Origin of the sequence: Prevotella sp. P6B1, assembly GCF_000702825.1 — a bacterium.
In the GTDB taxonomy this organism is placed as follows: domain Bacteria; phylum Bacteroidota; class Bacteroidia; order Bacteroidales; family Bacteroidaceae; genus Prevotella.
This window is the reverse complement of sequence record NZ_JNKF01000010.1, coordinates 338,188-358,971: the sequence shown is the minus strand read 5'-3', so window position 1 is coordinate 358,971 and position 20,784 is coordinate 338,188. Positions and strand designations below refer to the sequence as shown.

Here is a 20,784-nt window from a genome sequence, read left to right as displayed (position 1 = left end):
GTGTATTATTATAATCGTTGTTAGTGTTTATTTTTTTTTCTGGTGATATTTCTGTCGGAACTCCATGGGTGTTGACCCTGCATGCTCCTTGAAATACTTACCGAAGAACGAGGCGTTGGGGAAATTCAGATCGTCAGCAATCTGCTGCATCGTCATATCTGTAAACCGTAGCCTGTTCTCAATGGCTTTAAGTGTAAAGAAGTTTATGAGTGTACTTGGTTTGCGGTTGAGAGTAGTCATGATAAGCTTCGACAGATATTTGGGTGTTACATTCAGCATCTGTGCAAACTCGTCAACCCTGCGAATGCGTCCATCGCTCTTTTCCACCAGTTCTACGAAGCGATCAGCCAGTTGCTTGCCGTGTAGTCCGCTGCTTTCCTGATGTTTAGCTGCTGTTTGCGTGTTTTCTGCAGCACGACGCAGTACAGAGAGTACCTCTAATAGCAAGGTGCCTAAGATGGAATGCACAATGTCGGGATAAAGGGGCTGCGTGTGATGGCGCATGTGGTGGGATAATTGCTGATAGTAGTTATCGAATAGTTTAGCATCCACATCAGAGAGCGAAGCCTTTGGATGTTGCTGCAACAGTTGAAGGTCGGAAAGACTGCTTTTGGCAAACATGTTCATGTTCCATGTTTCGCCACGTGAGAACCAGACCGCTCTACAGTCAAAGTCGGCTGATGACATAAAGTCCTCTAATACCGAATAGGCCATAAAGAGAAACAGTTCGTTCTTGGTAAGTTGAAAAGTCTGTCCACCATATACGAACTGTGCGACTCCTGCGGTACATATCACAACAATCCCGTGGTCAAGCGGTTTCAGCTTACCTGCGGGCAGTCCGTTAAAGTGATCCATCAGCACCAGATCGTCGCTGTCGCCTATGCGCAGGCATCCTGCGCCCTTTCTTGGTTTTAAGTCTTTAATATCCATAAATGTTCTATTCTTCACCTTTTCGGCTGCAAAAGTAGATATAAATAACGAAAAACCAATGTTCTGTGAGTCACTTTATATGTTCCGAGAGTGTCATTGCCTTTTTTTTGAAAGTATGTCACATCTTCAATAACCGTTCCTTTCTGTCTTGAGCTGTTATAGAGTATTAATCAGTTAGATTATTTTTTTTCTATTTTCCATTTTAATCCTACCAAATTTAATTTAATACGCTTATTATTAAATTGTTACACGGATTTCTAATCCTACCAATAATCCACTTTTAATCCTACTAAAACCCTACCTTAATCCTACTAAATAACAGCTTTGCCCTTACCTCGCAAGAATTTATCTACTTACATGCAATATTTGTCTCAAAGAACCAAGGGGTCGGAGAAAAATATCACTTTCTCCGACTCTTCTTCAAAAAACATCTTATCTAACACCTCGCTCTGATGAAAAATTTATTCAAAAATTGAGGTATTGGGTGAGTAGTTGAGTGAGGTGTTGGTCAAACACCTCACTTATCCGGAAGTCCTGTGTTTATAAGGAGTTCAGAAGATTTGAGTGAGATGTTGAGATGTTTTTGCAAAAAAGCGAAATAGCCACCATTAATGGTGGCATGAGTACTTATTAGATAGGACTCCAGTACGCCTTAGGAAGTACTGCAGTCCTCCTACTAAAGGACTCGAGTCCTCCTTAGGGAAGATATTCCTTACAGCTGATGACTATGAATATAAGCCTTGACAGCGCGTTGTACCTCAGCTCTTTTCGTTTCATCAGTAATCAGCTTATAGATAGGTACTACATCGTCGCCACTCAGCAATGCAAGCGACAGATGGTCGTCGTTTGCGTGGTTCCACCATTCTGCGATGGCTTTCGATGACTCTTCTGGGGTGAGCATGAGTTTAGCGAAGTCTGCCGAAAGCCTTTGCGCGTTGCCACCATGACATTGTACTGATAGTGCGCCGCCCTTTGTAGCTTTCGAATCGACAATTTTCCAATAGACAGGGCTATATACCTCGTTCATACGACGGAACATGCTACATAAGAAGCGATCCTCATCGCTTGTATTTTCTTTCAGACCAGAACGGTATAGAGATAGGATGTTCATACCCATAAGTGCACGTTTGAGCACATGAGTGCCAAATCGTTCCACAATACGTTCAGCACTTTCGTTTTCAAGTGCCTGCTTGAATTTGTCAGTCAGTATGCGGTCAATATATCGTTCTGTCGGTATCAGCAGTTTCTGTTCATATACAGTATATCTATCCATATACATCATAAACGAGTAGTTGTCGCTTCGCTCCTTGCTATCCTTAAACAAAGGATTGTTTGTTAAAGTACCAGCGAAATAAACGTCGCCTGGTTCGCCCTCGAGTGTAAATCCTTGTGCTCTACGCAAGCCATCCAAGAAAGTCCATGAATATCCAATGCCACTTACCAGACTTCCTGTTCCACTATTAGCTACAATCGATGTTATCTGGTCAGGTTCCAGTTTGTTCAGGTCGATTACATTCTCACGCAGGCATTCGTTACTAAGATACGCTCCTGTTATGTCGTAGCCTGAGCCCAGGTATTCTTTTGCCGCAAGAGGCAGATCAGCCGATAGGTTGGTGATGGTTTCCTCTTCGGGTACAGGGACTTCGCCCTTGTTAGTAGGGTCGTTATTATCTACGATATCTTCATTATTACTGCTGCAAGAGACGAGAGAGAAGGTAGTAAGCACAATACAGATTATTCTCCTGAAATGAGTTGTTTTCATACCTTTATGATTGTTTTTTGGTGCAAAGGTATTCATTTCCGTCAAAACACAACAAATAATATCCCTATAATCAATGGGGGAAATCCCTATTATTTTATTATCTATCGGCAAGATTTTACGCAAGTAATGCTTCATAATATGCAATTTTTTGCCGATACCGGCAAGAAAAATAGAGAAAAAACGGAAATCGGAGTAAATAATAAGTTTCTCCGATTCCATGATTTATTGTTCTGAAATATGACAAGAAAGAAAATAGATTTTTATTTATTCTTATACTATCTAAAGCGCTGATTTATAAGAGTTTGCATGTTACGAAAAACTTCGTTACGACTTTTTTCGTAATGGTTTACTTCTGATTTATATTTATAGGCGGTTTTATGGAAAAAAGTTTTGGTAGATTCGTCTGTTTGCAGTATATTTGCAACTTGAAAACTATATCTGAAGAAAGAGAATGAAAAAAATATTAAGCCTTATCCTGATGTTTTTGGGCGCTTACAGCGCATGCCGATGAAGCGATGCGACTGTATGAGACGAGTGGAACATATTACGATAACCAGAAATATGATAGTGCTGTCATTGTAGGCATAGTGCTGCTCCTGGTGGCCATAGCTATCGTGGTTCGCCAAACCAGACTTTAATAATATAGCACAACTTCATTGCTTCTCACTTCTAATGTGGCCTTGGCGCCTGTTAGGAGTGGGAAGTTTTTGAGGTGTGCATGACCTACAGGGAAATCGTAGCATACGGGGATGTGCCAATGCTGTAGGTACTCGTGGAGCAAGGCGTACATATCGTCGAAGCCATTCTCAGGATGCTTGTACTTATTAAACTGACCTACGATAACGGCTCGGATGTGTTTCTGTAAACCTCGTATCTCGATGTTATGCAGCATGCGGTCTACTTTACTCATCCCCTCGCCTGTATCTTCAATAAATAGCACGATTCCATCGAGAAAAAGCGGGTCGAAATCAGAGCCAGCCAGATCGTTGAATACGCTCATATTGCCACCCACAAGCGTGCCTTCGGCCTTACCAATGACATTTAAGGGATGAGGAGCCACGCGATAGGTTGGCAGATTGCCAGCCAGCATACGTCGCAAGGCCTGACTCACGGTATCGTTACCCTCGTAGGTTTTCAAAGCATAACACATCGAACCGTGAATACCTTTCACGCCGGCTCTGGCTTCAGCACATAGCAATGCCGTTACATCGCTGAAGCCGATGATCATCTTAGGATACTTTCGGAGGGTATCTAATGAGATGCGAGAAAGCAGATGGGCTGCGCCATCGCCGCCTCGTGAACACATGATGGCCTTGATGGATGGTGAGCGTAAAGCCCATAGCAAGTCGGATAGTCGCTCATCGATAGTGCCTGCAAAACCATGATAATTGTTGAGCGCATTGGGCGCTACCACGCATGGATAGCCCCACTTCTCCAAGGTGCGGATGCCACCATTGATGGTAGCGGTATCAGTAGCACTCGAAGGCGAGATAATCGCGATGGTATCGCCTGGATGCAGATACTGGGCTGAAAGCATAAGCGTCCAGCCAAGCATGAGCGATATCATAACGAGTTTCTTCATCTTGCTGGCAAAGATACAAATAAACGCGAACATAACAATTATTTAAGTAGAAAATTTTGCTGTTTGCGAAAAAAGGAGTAACTTTGCCGCTCAGATTAAAATTTAGGAAGTTATGGCAAAAAGTGAAGGGAAAGAGCTAACCCCGATGATGAAACAGTTCTTCGATTTGAAGGCGAAACACCCAGATGCAGTTATGCTGTTCAGGTGTGGCGACTTCTATGAGACTTATTGCGAAGATGCCATTACTGCCTCGAAGATATTAGGTATCACCTTAACGCATCGTAGTAACGGTGCTGGCGGGAAAGGCGATGAAATGGCTGGCTTTCCGCATCATGCCCTCGATACCTACCTGCCCAAACTGATTCGTGCCGGCAAGCGCGTGGCAATCTGCGACCAGCTGGAAGACCCCAAACTGACCAAGAAACTGGTTAAACGAGGCATTACCGAGTTGGTGACACCTGGTGTGGCCATGAGCGACAATGTGCTGAACTACAAGGAGAACAACTTCCTGGCTGCTATCCATTTCGGTAAGTCGAGTCTGGGCGTGGCCTTTCTTGATATCTCGACGGGTGAGTTTCTGACAGGTGAGGGAACGGCTGACTATGTAGAGAAGCTGTTAGGCAACTTCTCGCCAAAGGAGGTGCTCTTCGATCGCAATAAGAAGCAGGAGTTTGAGCGCAATTTCGGTGCCAAATACTTCACCTTCCAGTTGGACGATTGGGTGTTTACCGACCAGACTGCCAAGCAGAAACTGCTTCATCACTTCAATGTGAAGAATCTGAAAGGCTTTGGTGTGGACCATCTGCAATCGGGAGTCATCGCAGCAGGAGCCATTCTGCAGTATCTCGAACAGACGCAGCACACCCAGATAGGACATATCACATCTATCTCTCGTATCGAAGAGGATAAGTACGTGCGACTGGATAAGTTCACTATCCGCAGTCTGGAGCTGGTTTACCCCATGCAGGAGGATGGTAAGTCGCTGCTCGATGTGATCGATAAGACGGTGAGTCCCATGGGTGGTCGATTGCTGCGCCGCTGGCTGGTGTTCCCCCTGAAGGACGAAAAACCTATCAACGAGCGACTGGATGTGGTAGAGTATTACTATCGCGAGCCAGAGTTCCGCGAGTGCATCGATGACCAGATACATCGTATCGGCGACTTGGAACGTATCATCAGTAAGGCTGCTGTGGGGCGTGTAACGCCTCGTGAGGTGGTTCAGCTTAAGACTGCTTTGCAGGCCATCCAGCCCATCAAGACAGCCTGTTTGTATGCCAAGAACGAAACATTGAACCGTATTGGCGAGCAGCTGAATCTGTGTGAATCGCTGCGCGACCGTATCGAAAAGGAGATTCAGAACGATCCCCCACAGCTGGTGGCCAAGGGAGGTGTGATTCGCGACGGTGTCAGTCAGGAACTCGACGAACTGCGCCAGATTGCCTATTCAGGTAAGGACTATCTGCTGAAGATACAAGAGCGCGAGGCTCAGGAGACAGGTATTCAGAGCCTGAAGATAGGTTATAACAACGTGTTTGGCTACTATCTTGAGGTTCGCAATACCTATAAGGAGCAGGTGCCCCCTGAGTGGGTTCGCAAGCAGACACTGGCTCAGGCTGAGCGTTATATCACTCAGGAACTGAAAGAGTATGAAGAGAAGATTCTGGGTGCTGAGGATAAGATTCTGAGTCTGGAGGCTAAGCTCTTCAACGACCTCATTCTGAGTATGCAGGAGTTTATCCCTCAGATACAGATCAATGCTAATATCATCGCACGCTTGGATTGCTTGCTCAGCTTTGCCAAGGCGGCTGAGGAGAATAAGTATATCCGCCCAGTGATCGACTCGTCGGAGGTTATCGATATCAAGCAAGGCCGCCACCCTGTTATCGAACAGGAACTGCCGCTTGGCGAATATTATGTGCCCAATGATATCCTGCTCGACAACGAGCGCCAGCAGATTATCATCATTACAGGTCCGAATATGGCTGGTAAATCGGCGCTGTTGCGTCAAACGGCTTTGATAGTACTGTTGGCCCAGATAGGTTGCTTCGTGCCCGCAGAAGCCGCCAGAATCGGTCTGGTGGATAAAATCTTCACCCGTGTTGGTGCCAGTGATAACATCTCGCTTGGTGAATCAACCTTTATGGTAGAGATGACTGAGGCTTCGAACATCCTGAACAACGTTTCTTCGCGCTCACTGGTGCTCTTCGACGAGTTAGGTCGTGGAACCAGTACCTACGATGGTATCTCGATAGCATGGGCGATAGTGGAATATCTGCACGAGAGTGCCAAAGGAAAGCCTCGTACGCTGTTTGCTACCCACTACCACGAGCTGAACGAGATGGAGAAGAACTTCAGTCGTATCAAGAACTACAACGTATCAGTGAAAGAGGTGGATGGTAAGGTGATTTTCCTGCGTAAACTGGAGCGTGGTGGCAGTGAGCACTCATTTGGTATCCATGTGGCAGAGATTGCTGGTATGCCTCGCAGTATCGTGAAGCGTGCCAACGTGATTCTGAAGCAGCTGGAGAGCGACAATGCCCAAGTAGGCACTGCTGGTAAGCCTACTAAGGAGATTGCTGGTTCGCGTGAGGGTATGCAGTTAAGCTTCTTCCAACTCGATGACCCAGTGCTCTGTCAGGTTCGCGACGAAATCTTAGGTCTCGATGTGAATAACCTCACTCCATTAGAGGCTCTCAATAAGCTGAATGACATTAAAAAGATAGTTTCGGGCAAGTAATTTCCTTGCTGGAAACAGTTAGTTCCCAATAAAGAAACTGCCAGTTCCCCCGCAAGGAACTGGCAGTTTCTATGTTTGAAACCAGTGAAATGTCTTATTAAGCCTTTTTATTAGCCCTTATCATACAATATGTTCCCAATATGATAAAGGGGATAGAGAGTATCTGTCCCATATCGATGGGGAGCGATGCCTCGAAGGCTTCCTGTATCTCCTTGGTGTACTCGATGAAGAAACGGAAGGTGAAGATATACGTCAGGCAGAAGCCGAAGTACCAGCCGGTACCAATCTTCTGTGGCATCTTCTTGTGGAGGAACCACATGATGCCAAACAGGATGGCGTAGGCGATGGCCTCGTACAGCTGTCCTGGATGGCGTGGAACGGCATCAACCTTCTCGAAGATGAATGCCCAGGGCACGTCTGTTATCTTGCCGATAATCTCTGAGTTCATCAGGTTACCCAAGCGGATAAAGCAGGCTGTGGTACCTGTGGCAATGGCGATATTATCGAGTACCGTCCAGATGCCCAGCTTGGTTTTGCGCACGTACATCCAGAGGGCAATCATCAGTCCTAAAGTTCCGCCATGCGAGGCTAATCCTGCATAGCCTATCAGCTTCCATCCTCCTTCGGGCAGAAATCGGATAGGCAGTATCATTTCTGCAAATCCTTTGGCAGAAGTCAGGAAATAATCGGGCTCGTAGAATAGGCAATGCCCCAAACGGGCACCAATCAGGATGCCAAAGAAACAATAGATGAAGAGTGGGTCGAAATATTCGTCCTTAATCTTCTGCTCCTTGTAGAGGCGCTGAACCACGAAGTAGGCCAGAGCCAAGCCGATAATCCACATCAGTCCGTACCAGCGAACTGCAATAGTGCCTAGAAGTGGAATAGGTCCCAACTTAAAAGCTATCAGGTCTGGATCCCAAAGGATATAGTTGAGTAGATTCATCATACGTTAAAGCGGAAATGCATAATGTCGCCATCCTGTACTACGTACTCCTTACCCTCAACGGCCAGCTTACCAGCCTCGCGTACAGCTGCTTCGGAGCCATACTGGATATAGTCGTCGTACTTGATAACCTCGGCACGGATAAAGCCCTTTTCGAAGTCGGTATGGATAACACCAGCACACTGTGGTGCCTTCCAGCCCTTCTTATAGGTCCAGGCCTTGACCTCCATCTCACCAGCGGTGATAAAGGTCTCGAGGTTAAGCAGAGCGTAGGCCTTCTTAATCAGACGGTTTACACCACTCTCTTCGAGACCGAGTTCCTCAAGGAACATCTGCTTGTCTTCGTAGCTCTCGAGCTCAGCGATATCCTCCTCTGTCTTAGCAGCGATGACCATAGTCTCAGCGCCTTCCTCCTTAGCCAGCTCCTCTACCTTCTTGGTAAAGGCATTACCGCTCTTGGCATCAGTCTCGCCTACGTTGCAAACGTAAAGCACAGGCTTTGAAGTAAGCAGGAACAGATTGCGAGCGCAATCCTGCTCGTCCTTGCTTTCGAACTCTACGATACGGGCATTCTTACCCTGCTCGAGCACCTCTTTATAAGCGTGCAGTACGGTAGCCTCGATCTTTGCGTCCTTATTACCAGCAGCTGCAGCCTTCTCGGTCTTAGCCAAGCGGCTCTCGATAGTCTCAAGGTCCTTCAGCTGAAGTTCTGTATCGATAATCTCCTTATCGCGGATGGGGTCGATAGTGCCATCAACGTGCGTGATATTCTCGTCCTCGAAACAACGCAGCACGTGGATGATAGCATCGGTTTCGCGGATGTTTCCAAGGAATTTATTACCCAGTCCCTCGCCCTTAGAAGCGCCTTTTACGAGACCAGCAATATCTACAATCTCGCAGGTAGCAGGAACGATACGTCCTGGGTGAACCAGCTCAGCGAGTTTGGTCAGTCTTTCATCAGGTACAGTGATGACACCCACATTGGGTTCGATTGTACAAAAAGGAAAGTTTGCTGCCTGAGCCTTCGCACTCGACAGACAATTAAACAAGGTAGACTTGCCCACATTTGGCAGTCCCACAATACCACATTTTAATGCCATTTTCTTCTATAAACGTTTATTTCGGGTGCAAAGGTACGATTAAGTGAGCAAAAAACCAAATTTATTTATTCTTTTTATACTTCTGGGCTCTCTGGGTTGCGCTTCAAGCTCTCAATCATCTCATCAATCTTTGCCAGTTCGCGTGGAATGCGAATGCTCTGCGGACAATGTGGCTCGCACTGACCGCACTGGATACAATGATCGGGCTGGCGATCGCGAGGTACTACCCTATCCAGCGAAATGAGATACTGGCGACGATGTTTGCGATACTCACTATCCCCTACTCCCATTGGTAGTGAACCTTCGTTCTTGCACTTGTTGTAATGTACAAAGATGGCTGGGATATCTACGCCATAAGGACAAGGCATACAATATTTACAATCGTTGCATGGAATATTCTCAAGGCCCACAATCTTCTGGGCGATATCCTTGTCGAGGAATCGCATCTCCTCTTCGGTAAGCGGTTTCAGCGGACAGTAGCTCAACAGATTGTCCTTCAGGTGCTCCATATAGGTCATACCGCTCAATACGGTAAGTACACCCTCGTTGGTGCCTGCATAGCGGAAGGCCCATGAAGCTACACTACGCTCTGGGTCACGACTCTTCAGTTCTGTCATCAGATACTGGGGCAGGTTGGCCAATCGGCCTCCTAACAGCGGCTCCATAATAACTGCGGGAATGCCTTTCTTCTGCAGTTCGGCATAGAGGTAGCTGGCATCTACGTTACTCTTACTGATCTCGTTGGCATAGTCCCAATCCAGATAGTTCAGCTCTATCTGTACAAAGTCCCAATGGTACTTTTCGTCGAGGGCCAATACCTCGTCGAACACCTCCTGTTTGCCATGGAACGAGAATCCAAGGTTGCGAATGCGACCTGCCTCGCGCTCCTTCAGCAGATAGTCCATGATGCCGTTATCCACATAGCGCCCGTTAAACTCCTCCATACTGCCACCTACGGCATGCAGCAGGTAGTAGTCGAGATAGTCAACCTGCAGCTCTTTCATAGAGTTGTGGTACATCTCCTTCGATTTCTCGAACGACCAGTAGTCGTGGTTGAAATTAGAAAGTTTGGTAGCCACGAAGTACTCGCTACGCTTATGGCGGCTCAGGGCGATACCTGTACAACGCTCAGACTTTCCCTGACAATATACGGGTGATGTATCGATGTAGTTCAAGCCATGCGCCAGGGCATAGTCGATCTGCTTGTTGATCATATCCTGATCGAACTCATCACTATTGTCAACTTTGGAGGGTAAGCGCATCATGCCATAGCCCAGGATTGATACTTTATCCTTAGTCTTGGGATTAATGCGATAGGTCATCTGACCAACAGGTGGTTCAACCTGATTTCTGTATTCTTCTTTTGCCTGACTACCTGCTTTATTGCCACTTTTGCATCCAGCAAGGGTAGCTGCAGTAGCTACTGATCCAGCTCCGAAGAGCTTCAGGAAAGAACGGCGTGATATATTCTTTTTTTCCATAAAACGTCAAAATGAAAATGATTAAATCATCAAATGTGCTTGTGTACTTCGTGTCCCTCAACATAAATAGCTGAGAACGGACGAGACGGGCAAACATACTCACAGGCGCCGCAGCCAATACAAGCTGCCTCGTTGATAGCTGGAACCATGGGTGATTCCTCATTGTTCTCATCGAGTGGAACCATCTCGATAGCACCAGAAGGACAATGGCGGGCACAGTTACCGCACTCCACCTCATCAGTCAGTACCACGCAGTTTTTCTTAATCCATACGGCGTGACCAATCTGAACAGAGGTCTTCTCGTCCTTGTCGATAGGCTTGATAGCCCCTGCAGGACAAACCTGAGAGCAGCGTGTACACTCTGGGCGGCAATAGCCATGTTCGTACGACATGGTGGGCTGCATCAGGTGCATCAAGTCGGAAGAAGGGCGCAACACCTGATTTGGACACTCTGAGACACAGAGTTGACAACCTGTGCAACGGGTGGCCAGATTCTGGAATGAGAGCGAGCCTGGAGGTGTGAGCGGTGTCTGGCGCTCTGGCATTACCTTATCTTCGATTTCTGCCAATCCACCATCCATCAGCTTTTCCTTCTTCTTCTGTGCCAGAGCAGCTGTTGAAACCAAAGCTGTTGCCAGTAGGAACGAGCGCTTTGATGTATCGATAGTGCTGGCATCTTCAGTTTGTTTTGCTTTCTTTGATGGTTTGGTAGCTGTGTACTTCAGTGCACCAAACTTACAGCTATCAATACAGTTGCCACAAACCACACAGCGACTGTAATCTACAGTATGTGTCTTGAAATCGATGCAGGCAGCCTTGCAGTTCTTAGAGCAGAGTGAGCAGTTTTTGCACTTATCCTCGTTGAAGTGGATTTTCAGGAATGAGAATCGAGCGAAGAAACTCAGTATGGTTCCTACAGGACAGATGGTATTGCAATATGTTCTGCCACCTCGCCAAGCCAATACAACAAGAATCACCAAGGTAACTGCTGCGATGATGAATACTGGCAATGAACGCATCCATGTATCAACGGTATAGAATGCATAGCTGTCAGCACGCTCGGCCAATACAGCCAGCAGGTTGTTACCCATCTTCCAAAGGGGCTGGAAGAGCATAGTAGCAATGCGTCCGTAGCTGCTGTAAGGAGCCAGCAATTGAAACAGCGAACCAATGCCTGCAACACCAGCTATGATGAATACAACCAGCATGGGGTATCGCAACCATCGTACTTCTTTAGAATAGCTGTACTTGTTCTTCTTTCTGCGCAATCTGGCCAGAATATCCTGGAATACTCCAAGAGGACAGATTACAGAGCAATAGATTCGTCCGAAGACGAGTGTTAGTAACACGAGTGCTACAACGACTACAACGTTGAGAGCCATTACAGCAGGTAGGAACTGAATCTTCGCCATCCATGATAGCCAATGGTGAAGCGTCCCAGTAAAGTCCAGGAACAGCAGGGTGATAAGTACAAAGAACACCGCTGCAAGGATAGTTCTGATTTTGCGAAGCATAAGATAAGTATTTGTTTTATTTCGTTAATCTTACAATAAGAATGCTGAATTCATAAAGCAGCCAAATGGGTAGAGCCACCACAAAGAGTGTAAAGGCGTCAGTAGTTGGAGTGATGATGGCCGAAACAACTAGTATCGCTACTACTGCGTGCTTGCGCCAAGTTTGCATCATGCCAGCATTGATAAGTCCCATCTTTCCAAGCAGCCAACTAACTACTGGCAGTTCGAACACTATGCCCATCACCAGACTCATCATAATGAGTGTGTCCATATACGATTGTAGTGTAAGCATATTCGCCACATCTTCGCTTACCTGATAGGTTCCAAGGAACTTTACTGTAAGTGGGAATATCAAGAAGTAATTGAGCAGTGTGCCCAACATAAACATCAGATAACCACTCGACACCAATGCTGTGGCGTATTTCCTTTCGTTGTCATAGAGCGCTGGTGATACAAATCGGAAGAGTTGGTAGATGATATAGGGCGAAGCCACCAGAACGCCTGCATAGAAGGCCGTTTTCAGGTGAACCATGAACTGCTCTGTGAGTCCGATGTTCATCAGATGAACATAGAATGGTTCTACGCCTAATAGTCGGTAGGTGATGAAATCGCTGGAGCGTGGTGCCAGTACGATGGCAAAGAGTTCATCCTTCAGGCAGAAAGCAACAGCAGCGCCTAAAGCCGTTACCACCAACACTCTGATAATCACCCCACGCAGTTCGTCAAGATGATCCCAGAACGTCATTGTGGGTGTATCACGCATCCTTCTTCTCGTCCTGTTCTACCTCTTTCTTCACGTCTGTAACCTCGTTCATTCCCTCCTTGAAGCTTTTTACGCCTTTGCCAAGGCCACGCATCAGTTCGGGAATCTTCTTGCCGCCAAAGAGCAGCAAAATAATCAATGCAATAACCAGTATCTCCTGGAATCCTAATCCAAACATCTTTCTTTCGTTTTTTAGTTTATTTTGCAAATATACGATATTTCCCTGAATCAACTATCATTCGCTATGATTTATTAACAAATCAGTACGCAACATACGGCGTAAGACGCTGAATGACCTCAGGCGTAAAGTCTTTGATAAGGTGTAATTCGTTCAAAGAATGAATGGTCCCATGTAGGCGGCGATAATCTACAATAGCTTTTGCCATGTAGAAATTGATATAGGGATGTCGCTTCAGCTCATTGAGCGACAATTGGTTTACGTTTAGTTTCTTGAGTGTGGGATTATTGATAACTAAGTATTTCTTGGCTTCTATGGGGAAGTCTTCTATCTCATCGAGTTGATCAACACTGATATATCCTCCTAACCGATTGCCATACTGCACAATTTTACGTGCAAAGTAAGGACCAATGCCTGGGATGGTTACCAAAGTAGTGGTATCTGCTGTATTCAGCACGATGTGTTCAGTAGCCTTAATCTTCTTGGGATACTGAGTAGCAGCTGTGTCCTTAGGTATGTTCTGATGATGTGATTTTACTTGGTCTTTTTCTTTCTCCAATAATATGGATGCAGGCAGGTAGTCGCTGGAGATATGAATATATGGTTCCAATTCACGATATTGTTTTACTGTTAGTCCATAGAGCTTGGCGAAATCAAGCGGTTTACGGTAAATGCCTCCTGCCGCTCTGTATTTGTAGATATTCCTAACCTGCCAAGGCTGTAAACCTAAACGTAGCAGTTGGCTACTGTCTGCTGTATTGGGATCGAAGGCAAATCGTTCTACCTTCTTGGGCTTATAGCTGGCATAGCTGTAGCTCTTGTTGGTATGCGATGTGATAGTTTCCTTTTGTTGTGCTGTTTCCTCTGTCTCATAATCTCCAGCAATATATATCATGGCGAATATCGCTACTATCGCAACCAGCAATGTGAGTATGACTTTGCGGTCGGACTTCTGTAGATAGAAGAATTCGCGGATCATATAATATGGAACTGATGCAGGAAAATGAGCAGAATGCAGAGTGGAACGATATATCTGACAGAGAACAGATAGGCGCTGAGGAACGTGGCTCTGAGTGTGCCATTATTGGTAAACTCATTAGCGATTAATTGACGTTCTACGAACCAGCCAACGAGGATGCTGGTAAAGAATGCACCAGCAGGTAGCATGATCTGTGCAGTAATGAAGTCGCAGAAATCCATTAGTGGCATGCCAAAGAGCTGCAGTTCGCTGTAAGCTCCTACAGATAGTGAACAGAAGATGGTAATGAAACCACAGACTGTAGTAAGAATCCAGGTTGCTTTGTTTCTTGGCAGATGTAACTCCTCATGGAAGAAGGCTGTGCCAATTTCATGCATGGAAATGGTTGATGTCAATGCCGCAAATACCAGTAAGGCGTAGAATAAGATGGAAATAATGAACCCTACCACAGGCATGCTCTCAAAGGCCTGACGGAACACGTTGGGTAATGTGATGAAGATGAGCGATGGACCTCTATCTGGTTGTACGCCTACAGAGAATGCTGCGGGGAAGATCATCAAGCCTGCTAAGATGGCTATTGTTGAATCGAGCAGAGCTATCTGTGTGGCAGATCTCAGCAGATTACTGTCTTTCTTGAAATATGATGCGTAAGTGCATAAGCAAGCTGTGCCTAAACTCAGTGAAAAGAAAGCTTGCCCTAAGGCCTCAAGGAATACATTACTGCTTACTTTTGTGAAATCGGGTTTCAGCAGGAATTCGATACCTTTCGATGCGTCAGGAAGTAAACATGATGCAATAACCAAGATGACCAATAGCAACAACAATAAAGGCATAAGTAACTTAGAGGCGCGTTCGATACCATCATTCACACCTTTGGCTACTACATAATGCGTTATCAGTACAAAACCAACGCCCCATAAGCAGGGCTGTATAGGGTCGCTTGAGAAGGTTTTGAAATACTCGATGATGTAGTTGGTGTCGCCATTCAACTTGCCTGTTATCGAGGCAAAGAGATATTGCAGGCACCAACCTGCCACTACAGCATAGAAGCCAAGGATAATGGTTGATGTCAGGATACCTAAGTAGCCAATGTATTTGGCGCGCTTGAATCCAACATTGCCATACGCTCGTGCTGCATTTGACTGGGAATAACGTCCAACGATAAACTCGCTGATCATGCCAGGTATACCTAATATCAGGACGCATCCTAAATAGATCAGAATGAAGGCGGCGCCACCATTCTGTCCCGTCATAAATGGGAAACGCCAGATGTTTCCTAATCCTACGGCTGAACCTGCTGTCGTCAGAATAATAGCCAGTTTGCTGCCAAATGTTCCTCTATTCTCCATTACTTAAGCAATCCAAATTGATGAAGGAAGATAAACAAGATACATATAGGACATACGTATTTCACAAGAAATATGTATAGATGGAACATGGATTCATTGCGCAGTGTACCCATATTGGTGAACTCGTCGCGTACAATCTTATGGGGAACAGACCATCCAATGAAGATACATGTGAGGAAGCCGACAATGGGCAAGAATAACTGACCCGTCACAAAATCGAACAGATCGAAGATGGTCATGCCAAACACTTTGTAGCTCTCCCAGGGGCCCAGTGAGAGTGAACAGATGGTTCCAACCAGTATACATCCGATTGTTACAAAGGCCGCTGCGCGTTTGCGAGTGGTGCCTAACTCTTCTTCCAGGAATGCCGTGCTGACCTCGTGGAGCGACATCAGCGATGTCAAGGCTGCCATCGAGAGTAAGGCATAGAAGAGTATGGAGATGATGTATCCTAAACTGGCGATACTACCAAAAGCCTGATGGAATACATTAGGAATGGTAATGAATATCAGTGAGGGACCGCTGTCAGGATTGACGCCTACAGAGAAAGCTGCAGGGAAGATAATGAGACCGGCCAGTAGAGCAACCATAAAATCGATAACGCTGATGTTAATAGCTGATGTTGTGAGATTGGTTTGTTTGGAGAAGTAGCTGGCATAGGTACAGATACATCCCATGGCTATACTCAGAGAATAGAATGACTGTCCTAAGGCAGCTAAAAAAACATCGCTATTCAGTTTCGAAATATCTGGTTTGAACAGGAATTCGATACCCTTATCTGCATTTGGCAGCAGGCACGATGCCACTACAATAATCAGCAGGAGAATGAACAAGATGGGCATCATGAGCTTAGATGCTTTCTCAATACCGTTACGTACGCCATTTTCAATAATCAGATAAGTGGCCAGCAGAATAATGAAAGTCCAGAATACTGGCTTGACAGGATCCTGTTCGAAGGTAGTAAAATAATCTTTAATATATTCAGGGTTTCCTAATAGCCTGCCAGAAACAGATGCCCAGACATACTCTAAGCACCAGCCTGAAACGACTGCATAGTAGCCTGAAATGAGAAATCCTGTCAGTACACCCATATAGCCGATGATCGACCAGATAGTATCACCTGACATGATGCGGAAAGCGCGTGCGGTATTGGCCTGGCCATGACGTCCAATGATAAACTCGCTAATCATACAGGGAATACCCAGTAGTAAGACACAGAACACATAAATGATGATAAAAATGGCACCACCATTCTGTCCTGTCATGTATGGGAAACGCCAGATATTTCCCAAGCCAACAGCTGATCCTGCCGTGGCGAGAATAACGCCTATTTTGCTACCGAAACTTGCCCTTTCAAGTTGTGACATATACACTTTTCTTTTAATTTGGTTGCAAAAGTATAAATAATTTCTTAATTTTGCACCGAAATTGCAAGTAAATATGAGTTTTTTGTTTCATTTCTTAAGGAAATATCCATTGTCGATGGTCTGCATCGCTTTGATATGGATTCTGTCTCTTGTTCCCTTCTTTCCTGAAACACCACTTGACAATGTGGAGTTTATTGATAAATGGGTGCATGTGGTGATGTATGGCAGTACGTTTATGGTGGTATGGATAGAGTATACCTTTAAGCATAAACAGGCTGATTATGAGAAGATGTTCTTTTGGGGATGGCTGGCTCCAATCATGATGAGTGGTATATTGGAACTGTTACAGGAATACTGTACCTTTGGGCATCGCAGTGGCGATTGGCTTGACTTGGCTGCTAATGCAACAGGTGTTACTTTTGCAGCTGTTCTGGGTGTGCTGATTTGGTGTTTTCGGGCCAGGCGGTAAAGGGATTGCTTAGTAGGCATGAGTTGTAATACCTGCGATCGCCTGTTACTTCCTCACCGATGAAGTTTGGTTTTTCAAAGGCTTCATCCTCTGAGCTTAACTCAATCTCTGCCATCACTAAGCCTTCGTTCTCGCCGTAGAACTCGTCAACTTCGAAGGTGTGCTTGCCGCAAGGTACCAGATAGCGGGTCTTGTCTATCTTACCAGGTTCGCAGATGTCCATCAGATGTTGTGCTTCGTCCAAAGAAATCTCCTTTTCGAATTCATATCGCGTAAGCCCATCAGCACCAGAAGGGCCTTTAATCGTTAAATATCCGCGGCTATCACGGATACGTACCCTGACGGTACGTCCGCGATGGCTGCAGATATAACCTTGACAAATGCGACTGCTACTGGTAGCCTGTCGCTTATAGTCGTTGTTCTTTACAAGAAATTTGCGTTCTATTTCCAGTCCGCTCATTTACGAGATGAAAATAGAGTAAACCACAAACAGTACAGCAAGAATAATTAATGCGCCGAAGATATACTCCAGCACTTTCTTGCCACCTTCTTCTTGTTTCTTCTGAAAAGCCTCCTTCTTCTGAGTAGACTTTGATGTTTTTGCGATTTGAGCCATAGTTTTAATGATTTTATTTGTTATTCGTTATTGTTCTTCGTCATTGACGGGGAATTCCATGAGATAAGCCTTGATAAATTCGTCAATCTTTCCGTCCATCACACCATCCACGTCTGTAGTCTGATAGTTGGTACGATGGTCTTTTACGCGGCGGTCATCAAACACGTAGCTACGTATCTGGCTACCCCACTCGATTTTCTTCTTGCCAGCCTCGATTTTTGCCTGGGCTTCCAAACGCTTCTTCATCGCACGATCGTAGAGCTGCGATTTAAGCAGTGTCATAGCGCGCTCCTTGTTCTTTGGCTGGTCGCGGGTTTCCGTATTCTCAATGAGGATTTCTTCTTCCTCACCAGTATCAGGATCGGTGTACCAATAGCGCAGGCGAACACCTGATTCTACCTTGTTTACATTCTGACCACCAGCACCACTGCTTCGGAAAGTATCCCATGAGAGTTTGGCAGGGTCAACATATACCTCGATGGTATCATCAACCAGAGGTGAAACGAAAACAGAAGCAAATGACGTCATACGCTTACCCTGAGCGTTGAATGGTGAAACACGTACCAAGCGGTGAACGCCGTTCTCGCTCTTCAGATAGCCGTAAGCATAATCGCCGCCTTCCAACTGCATGGTTACACTCTTAATGCCGGCTTCGTCACCGTCAAGCAGGTTCGAGATGGTTACCTTATAACCGTGTGCTTCAGCCCAGCGCATATACATTCGCATCAGCATTGAAGCCCAGTCCTGTGCCTCGGTACCACCAGCACCGCTGTTAATCTTCAGGACGGCCTCCATGGGGTCTTCCTTTTGTCGGAGCATATTCTTGAGCTCCAGGTCCTCGATAGCCTTGATGGCTTTGGCATAGGTGTCTTCAACCTCCTCCTCTGTAACCATCTCGTCTTTGAAGAAGTCGAAAGCTAATTGTAACTCATCGGCAAGGGTGCGAACCTCCTTGTAGCCGTCAAGCCATTTCTTGATGCCCTTTACTTTCTTCATCTGTTCTTCAGCACGCTTGCGATCTTCCCAAAAGTCAGGGGCCTGCGTACGAAGATCTTCCTCCTCGTATTCAATCTTTTTCTTGTCTATTTCCAAGTAGCGGTGCAGGGCATCCGCTCTCTCCAAAACATTTTTCAGCTGATCCTGAGTAATCATATTTTATTCTGCGTACATCGCGTCAATTTCCTTCTTGTAGTTTTCGTTCAGTACACGACGCTTGATTTTTAAAGTATTTGTAAGTTCGCCTTTCTCTATTGTGAAGTGATGAGGCAGCAGGGTGAAGCGCTTAATCTGCTCGTAGTGAGCAAGCGACTGCTGCAGCGTGTCGATACGCTCCTTCATCATCTCATTGATCTTTGGATCTTTGCAAAGCTGCTCTCTGTTCTCGAAAGGTATTTTGTTCTCGCGGGCATATTCCTCCAACAGGGCATATACGGGGATAATCAGAGCCGAAACAAACTTGCGCTGGTCGGCAATGATGGCAATCTGATCGATATACTTATCAACCAGCAACTTAGATTCAATCATCTGTGGGGCAATATACTTTCCGTTTGAAGTCTTGAAGAGGTCCTTAATACGCTCTTTCAGAAACAGCTCGCCATTCTTCAGATAGCCTGAGTCGCCTGTCTTAAAGTAACCATCTTCGGTAAAGGCAGCCTTGGTAAGATCCTCGCGATTGTAGTAGCCAGGGGTGATAGTTGGGCCTTTAAGCAGTACCTCACCCTCTTCGCTGATCTTAATGTCGATACCCTCGATGGGAATACCAACACCACCAACGGTGTATGGTTTGCCAAGGTGATTACAGCTAACGGTGGCCAGACTCTCTGTCAATCCGTAACCAACAATCATGTTAATGCCGATAGAGTGAACAAACTCCTCGACCTTAGGATTAACGGTAGCGCCTGCTGTTGGGAAGAAGTGAGCGTTCTCTAATCCAAGTTCCTTACGAACCAGCGAGAATACGGTTTTATTCAGGAACTCGTACTCCATATGCAGGAGCAATGGTGGGCGCTTGCCCTTAGAAACGTAGTCGATGTTATGTTTTTTGCCTACAGCTTCAGCGTGGCGGAACAGTTTGCGCTTGGGGGCGCTGGCTTTCTCAATCTGCTCCTGTACACCCATATATACCTTCTCCCAGAAACGGGGAACAGAGGACATACATGTGGGGTGTGTATCCTTCATCGACTGCTGAACCTCCTGAGGATAGGTGTTTACAATGAGTGTTGCGCCTTCTGTCAAACACAGAATCTTCCATCCCTTCTCGAAAATATGTGTGAATGGCAGGAAGTTAAGCACTCTGTCGTTCTCGCCAACGGGTACACACTTATCGTTGGCAATCATTGCGGCATTGTATTGTCCGCAGGTCAGGATAACACCCTTCGAATCGCCAGTTGTTCCGCTGGTATAGAGGATGTTGGCAATATCGTCCATCGAAGCCTGAGCCTGAAGCGACTCGACTTCGGTCTGACGAGGATAGTTCTCACCCAACTTCAGGAAATCGTCGAAATACATTGAACTGAGGTCGAGTGAGGAGATATGTACGTTCTTATCGAATACGATGATACGCTCGAGTGTAGGACAAGTAGAGAAAATCCGACGTGCTTTGTCGTACTGCTCTTGTTCGCCTACAAAGAGGTAGCGTATTTTGGCATCGCTAATCATAAACTGGATCTGCTGCTCTGAGCTGGTAGCGTAGAAGGGTATGGTTACTGCACGAACTCCCCATGCACCAAAGTCGCAGAACAGATACTGTACAGAGTTTTGAGAGAAAACTCCCAGATTTTCCTGTACCTTTACACCCAGGTTGAGTAAGGCATTAGACACTTTTTTGACCATATCCGAGAACTGATTCCACGAATATGATTTCCATACTGACCCGCCGAAATCCTTGTAGATTAAAACCTCACGGTCGCCATACTTCTTGGCCTGGTCATGAATTAATCGCGATAAATGACTGTTCGTCTGCATAAGCATTTGAATTTGTAATTCGCTGCAAAAGTACGAAAAACGTGGCA

19 protein-coding genes are annotated in these 20,784 nt (G+C 45.9%); 3 read left to right on the top strand and 16 right to left on the bottom strand.

What is annotated here, in order from left to right:
• Positions 1-27 precede the first annotated feature (27 nt).
• Positions 28-930, bottom strand: coding sequence for an AraC family transcriptional regulator (locus tag T495_RS15020; RefSeq protein WP_051651804.1), 903 nt, complete (start codon positions 928-930; stop codon positions 28-30).
• A gap of 712 nt (positions 931-1,642) precedes the next feature.
• Complete coding sequence (locus tag T495_RS0102500) at positions 1,643-2,692, bottom strand: hypothetical protein (protein ID WP_033147454.1); 1,050 nt, start codon at positions 2,690-2,692, stop codon at positions 1,643-1,645.
• Positions 2,693-3,207: 515 nt separating this feature from the next.
• On the opposite strand from T495_RS0102500, the gene T495_RS16255 reads away from it, so the two are divergent.
• Positions 3,208-3,330 carry a hypothetical protein gene (locus tag T495_RS16255; RefSeq protein WP_255347575.1) on the top strand — a complete coding sequence of 41 codons (123 nt, stop codon included), beginning with the start codon at positions 3,208-3,210 and terminating at the stop codon, positions 3,328-3,330.
• On the opposite strand, the gene T495_RS0102490 is transcribed toward T495_RS16255, so the two are convergent.
• Positions 3,327-4,274 (bottom strand): LD-carboxypeptidase, encoded by a 948-nt coding sequence (locus T495_RS0102490; RefSeq protein WP_051651803.1) that lies wholly within the window; start codon positions 4,272-4,274, stop codon positions 3,327-3,329. The two genes, T495_RS16255 and T495_RS0102490, sit on opposite strands and share 4 nt — an antisense overlap.
• Before the next feature lie 112 nt (positions 4,275-4,386).
• On the opposite strand from T495_RS0102490, the gene mutS reads away from it, so the two are divergent.
• A complete protein-coding gene (mutS, locus tag T495_RS0102485; RefSeq protein ID WP_033147452.1) occupies positions 4,387-7,011 on the top strand; it encodes a DNA mismatch repair protein MutS in 2,625 nt (874 codons plus the stop codon).
• 97 nt (positions 7,012-7,108) lie between these two features.
• Here the strand turns inward: mutS and lgt are convergent, their stop codons facing one another.
• From lgt to T495_RS0102440, 9 genes are all read right to left on the bottom strand, one after another.
• Positions 7,109-7,960, bottom strand: a complete 852-nt coding sequence (lgt, locus tag T495_RS0102480; RefSeq protein WP_033147451.1) for a prolipoprotein diacylglyceryl transferase — start codon at positions 7,958-7,960, stop codon at positions 7,109-7,111.
• Positions 7,957-9,057 carry a redox-regulated ATPase YchF gene (gene ychF / locus T495_RS0102475; RefSeq protein ID WP_013064510.1) on the bottom strand — a complete coding sequence of 367 codons (1,101 nt, stop codon included), beginning with the start codon at positions 9,055-9,057 and terminating at the stop codon, positions 7,957-7,959. The genes lgt and ychF overlap by 4 nt, the downstream gene beginning before the upstream one ends.
• A gap of 74 nt (positions 9,058-9,131) precedes the next feature.
• Complete coding sequence (locus tag T495_RS0102470; protein ID WP_028902676.1) at positions 9,132-10,538, bottom strand: aldo/keto reductase; 1,407 nt, start codon at positions 10,536-10,538, stop codon at positions 9,132-9,134.
• A gap of 29 nt (positions 10,539-10,567) precedes the next feature.
• Positions 10,568-12,052 (bottom strand): 4Fe-4S binding protein, encoded by a 1,485-nt coding sequence (locus T495_RS0102465; RefSeq protein ID WP_033147450.1) that lies wholly within the window; start codon positions 12,050-12,052, stop codon positions 10,568-10,570.
• Between the two features lie 16 nt (positions 12,053-12,068).
• The gene (gene tatC, locus T495_RS0102460; RefSeq protein WP_155993428.1) at positions 12,069-12,797 is read right to left on the bottom strand and encodes a twin-arginine translocase subunit TatC; all 729 of its coding nucleotides are present in this window, start codon (positions 12,795-12,797) and stop codon (positions 12,069-12,071) included.
• 10 nt (positions 12,798-12,807) lie between these two features.
• The gene (locus T495_RS0102455) at positions 12,808-12,993 is read right to left on the bottom strand and encodes a twin-arginine translocase TatA/TatE family subunit (protein WP_028902679.1); all 186 of its coding nucleotides are present in this window, start codon (positions 12,991-12,993) and stop codon (positions 12,808-12,810) included.
• 82 nt (positions 12,994-13,075) lie between these two features.
• Positions 13,076-13,972: a helix-hairpin-helix domain-containing protein gene (locus T495_RS0102450; RefSeq protein ID WP_028902680.1), complete on the bottom strand. Its 897-nt coding sequence runs from the start codon at positions 13,970-13,972 to the stop codon at positions 13,076-13,078.
• Positions 13,969-15,321 (bottom strand): sodium-dependent transporter, encoded by a 1,353-nt coding sequence (locus tag T495_RS0102445; protein WP_033147448.1) that lies wholly within the window; start codon positions 15,319-15,321, stop codon positions 13,969-13,971. Before T495_RS0102445 ends, T495_RS0102450 begins: the two co-directional genes overlap by 4 nt.
• A complete protein-coding gene (locus T495_RS0102440) occupies positions 15,321-16,688 on the bottom strand; it encodes a sodium-dependent transporter (RefSeq protein WP_028902682.1) in 1,368 nt (455 codons plus the stop codon). Before T495_RS0102440 ends, T495_RS0102445 begins: the two co-directional genes overlap by 1 nt.
• Positions 16,689-16,761: 73 nt before the next feature.
• Here T495_RS0102440 and T495_RS15470 point away from each other — a divergent pair, with 73 nt between their 5' ends.
• Complete coding sequence (locus T495_RS15470; protein ID WP_028902683.1) at positions 16,762-17,157, top strand: hypothetical protein; 396 nt, start codon at positions 16,762-16,764, stop codon at positions 17,155-17,157.
• On the opposite strand, the gene T495_RS0102435 is transcribed toward T495_RS15470, so the two are convergent.
• From T495_RS0102435 to T495_RS0102420, 4 genes are read right to left on the bottom strand one after another with little or no spacing between them, the layout of a single operon-like run.
• On the bottom strand, positions 17,102-17,617 hold the full coding sequence (locus T495_RS0102435) for a CYTH domain-containing protein (RefSeq protein WP_033147447.1): 516 nt from the start codon (positions 17,615-17,617) through the stop codon (positions 17,102-17,104). The two genes, T495_RS15470 and T495_RS0102435, sit on opposite strands and share 56 nt — an antisense overlap.
• Positions 17,618-17,773 carry a hypothetical protein gene (locus T495_RS16015; RefSeq protein WP_033147446.1) on the bottom strand — a complete coding sequence of 52 codons (156 nt, stop codon included), beginning with the start codon at positions 17,771-17,773 and terminating at the stop codon, positions 17,618-17,620.
• A gap of 27 nt (positions 17,774-17,800) precedes the next feature.
• Positions 17,801-18,925 carry a peptide chain release factor 2 gene (gene prfB, locus T495_RS0102425; protein ID WP_028902686.1) on the bottom strand — a complete coding sequence of 375 codons (1,125 nt, stop codon included), beginning with the start codon at positions 18,923-18,925 and terminating at the stop codon, positions 17,801-17,803.
• A 3-nt stretch (positions 18,926-18,928) separates the two neighbouring features.
• Positions 18,929-20,737 carry a long-chain fatty acid--CoA ligase gene (locus T495_RS0102420; RefSeq protein ID WP_033147673.1) on the bottom strand — a complete coding sequence of 603 codons (1,809 nt, stop codon included), beginning with the start codon at positions 20,735-20,737 and terminating at the stop codon, positions 18,929-18,931.
• Positions 20,738-20,784 lie beyond the last annotated feature (47 nt).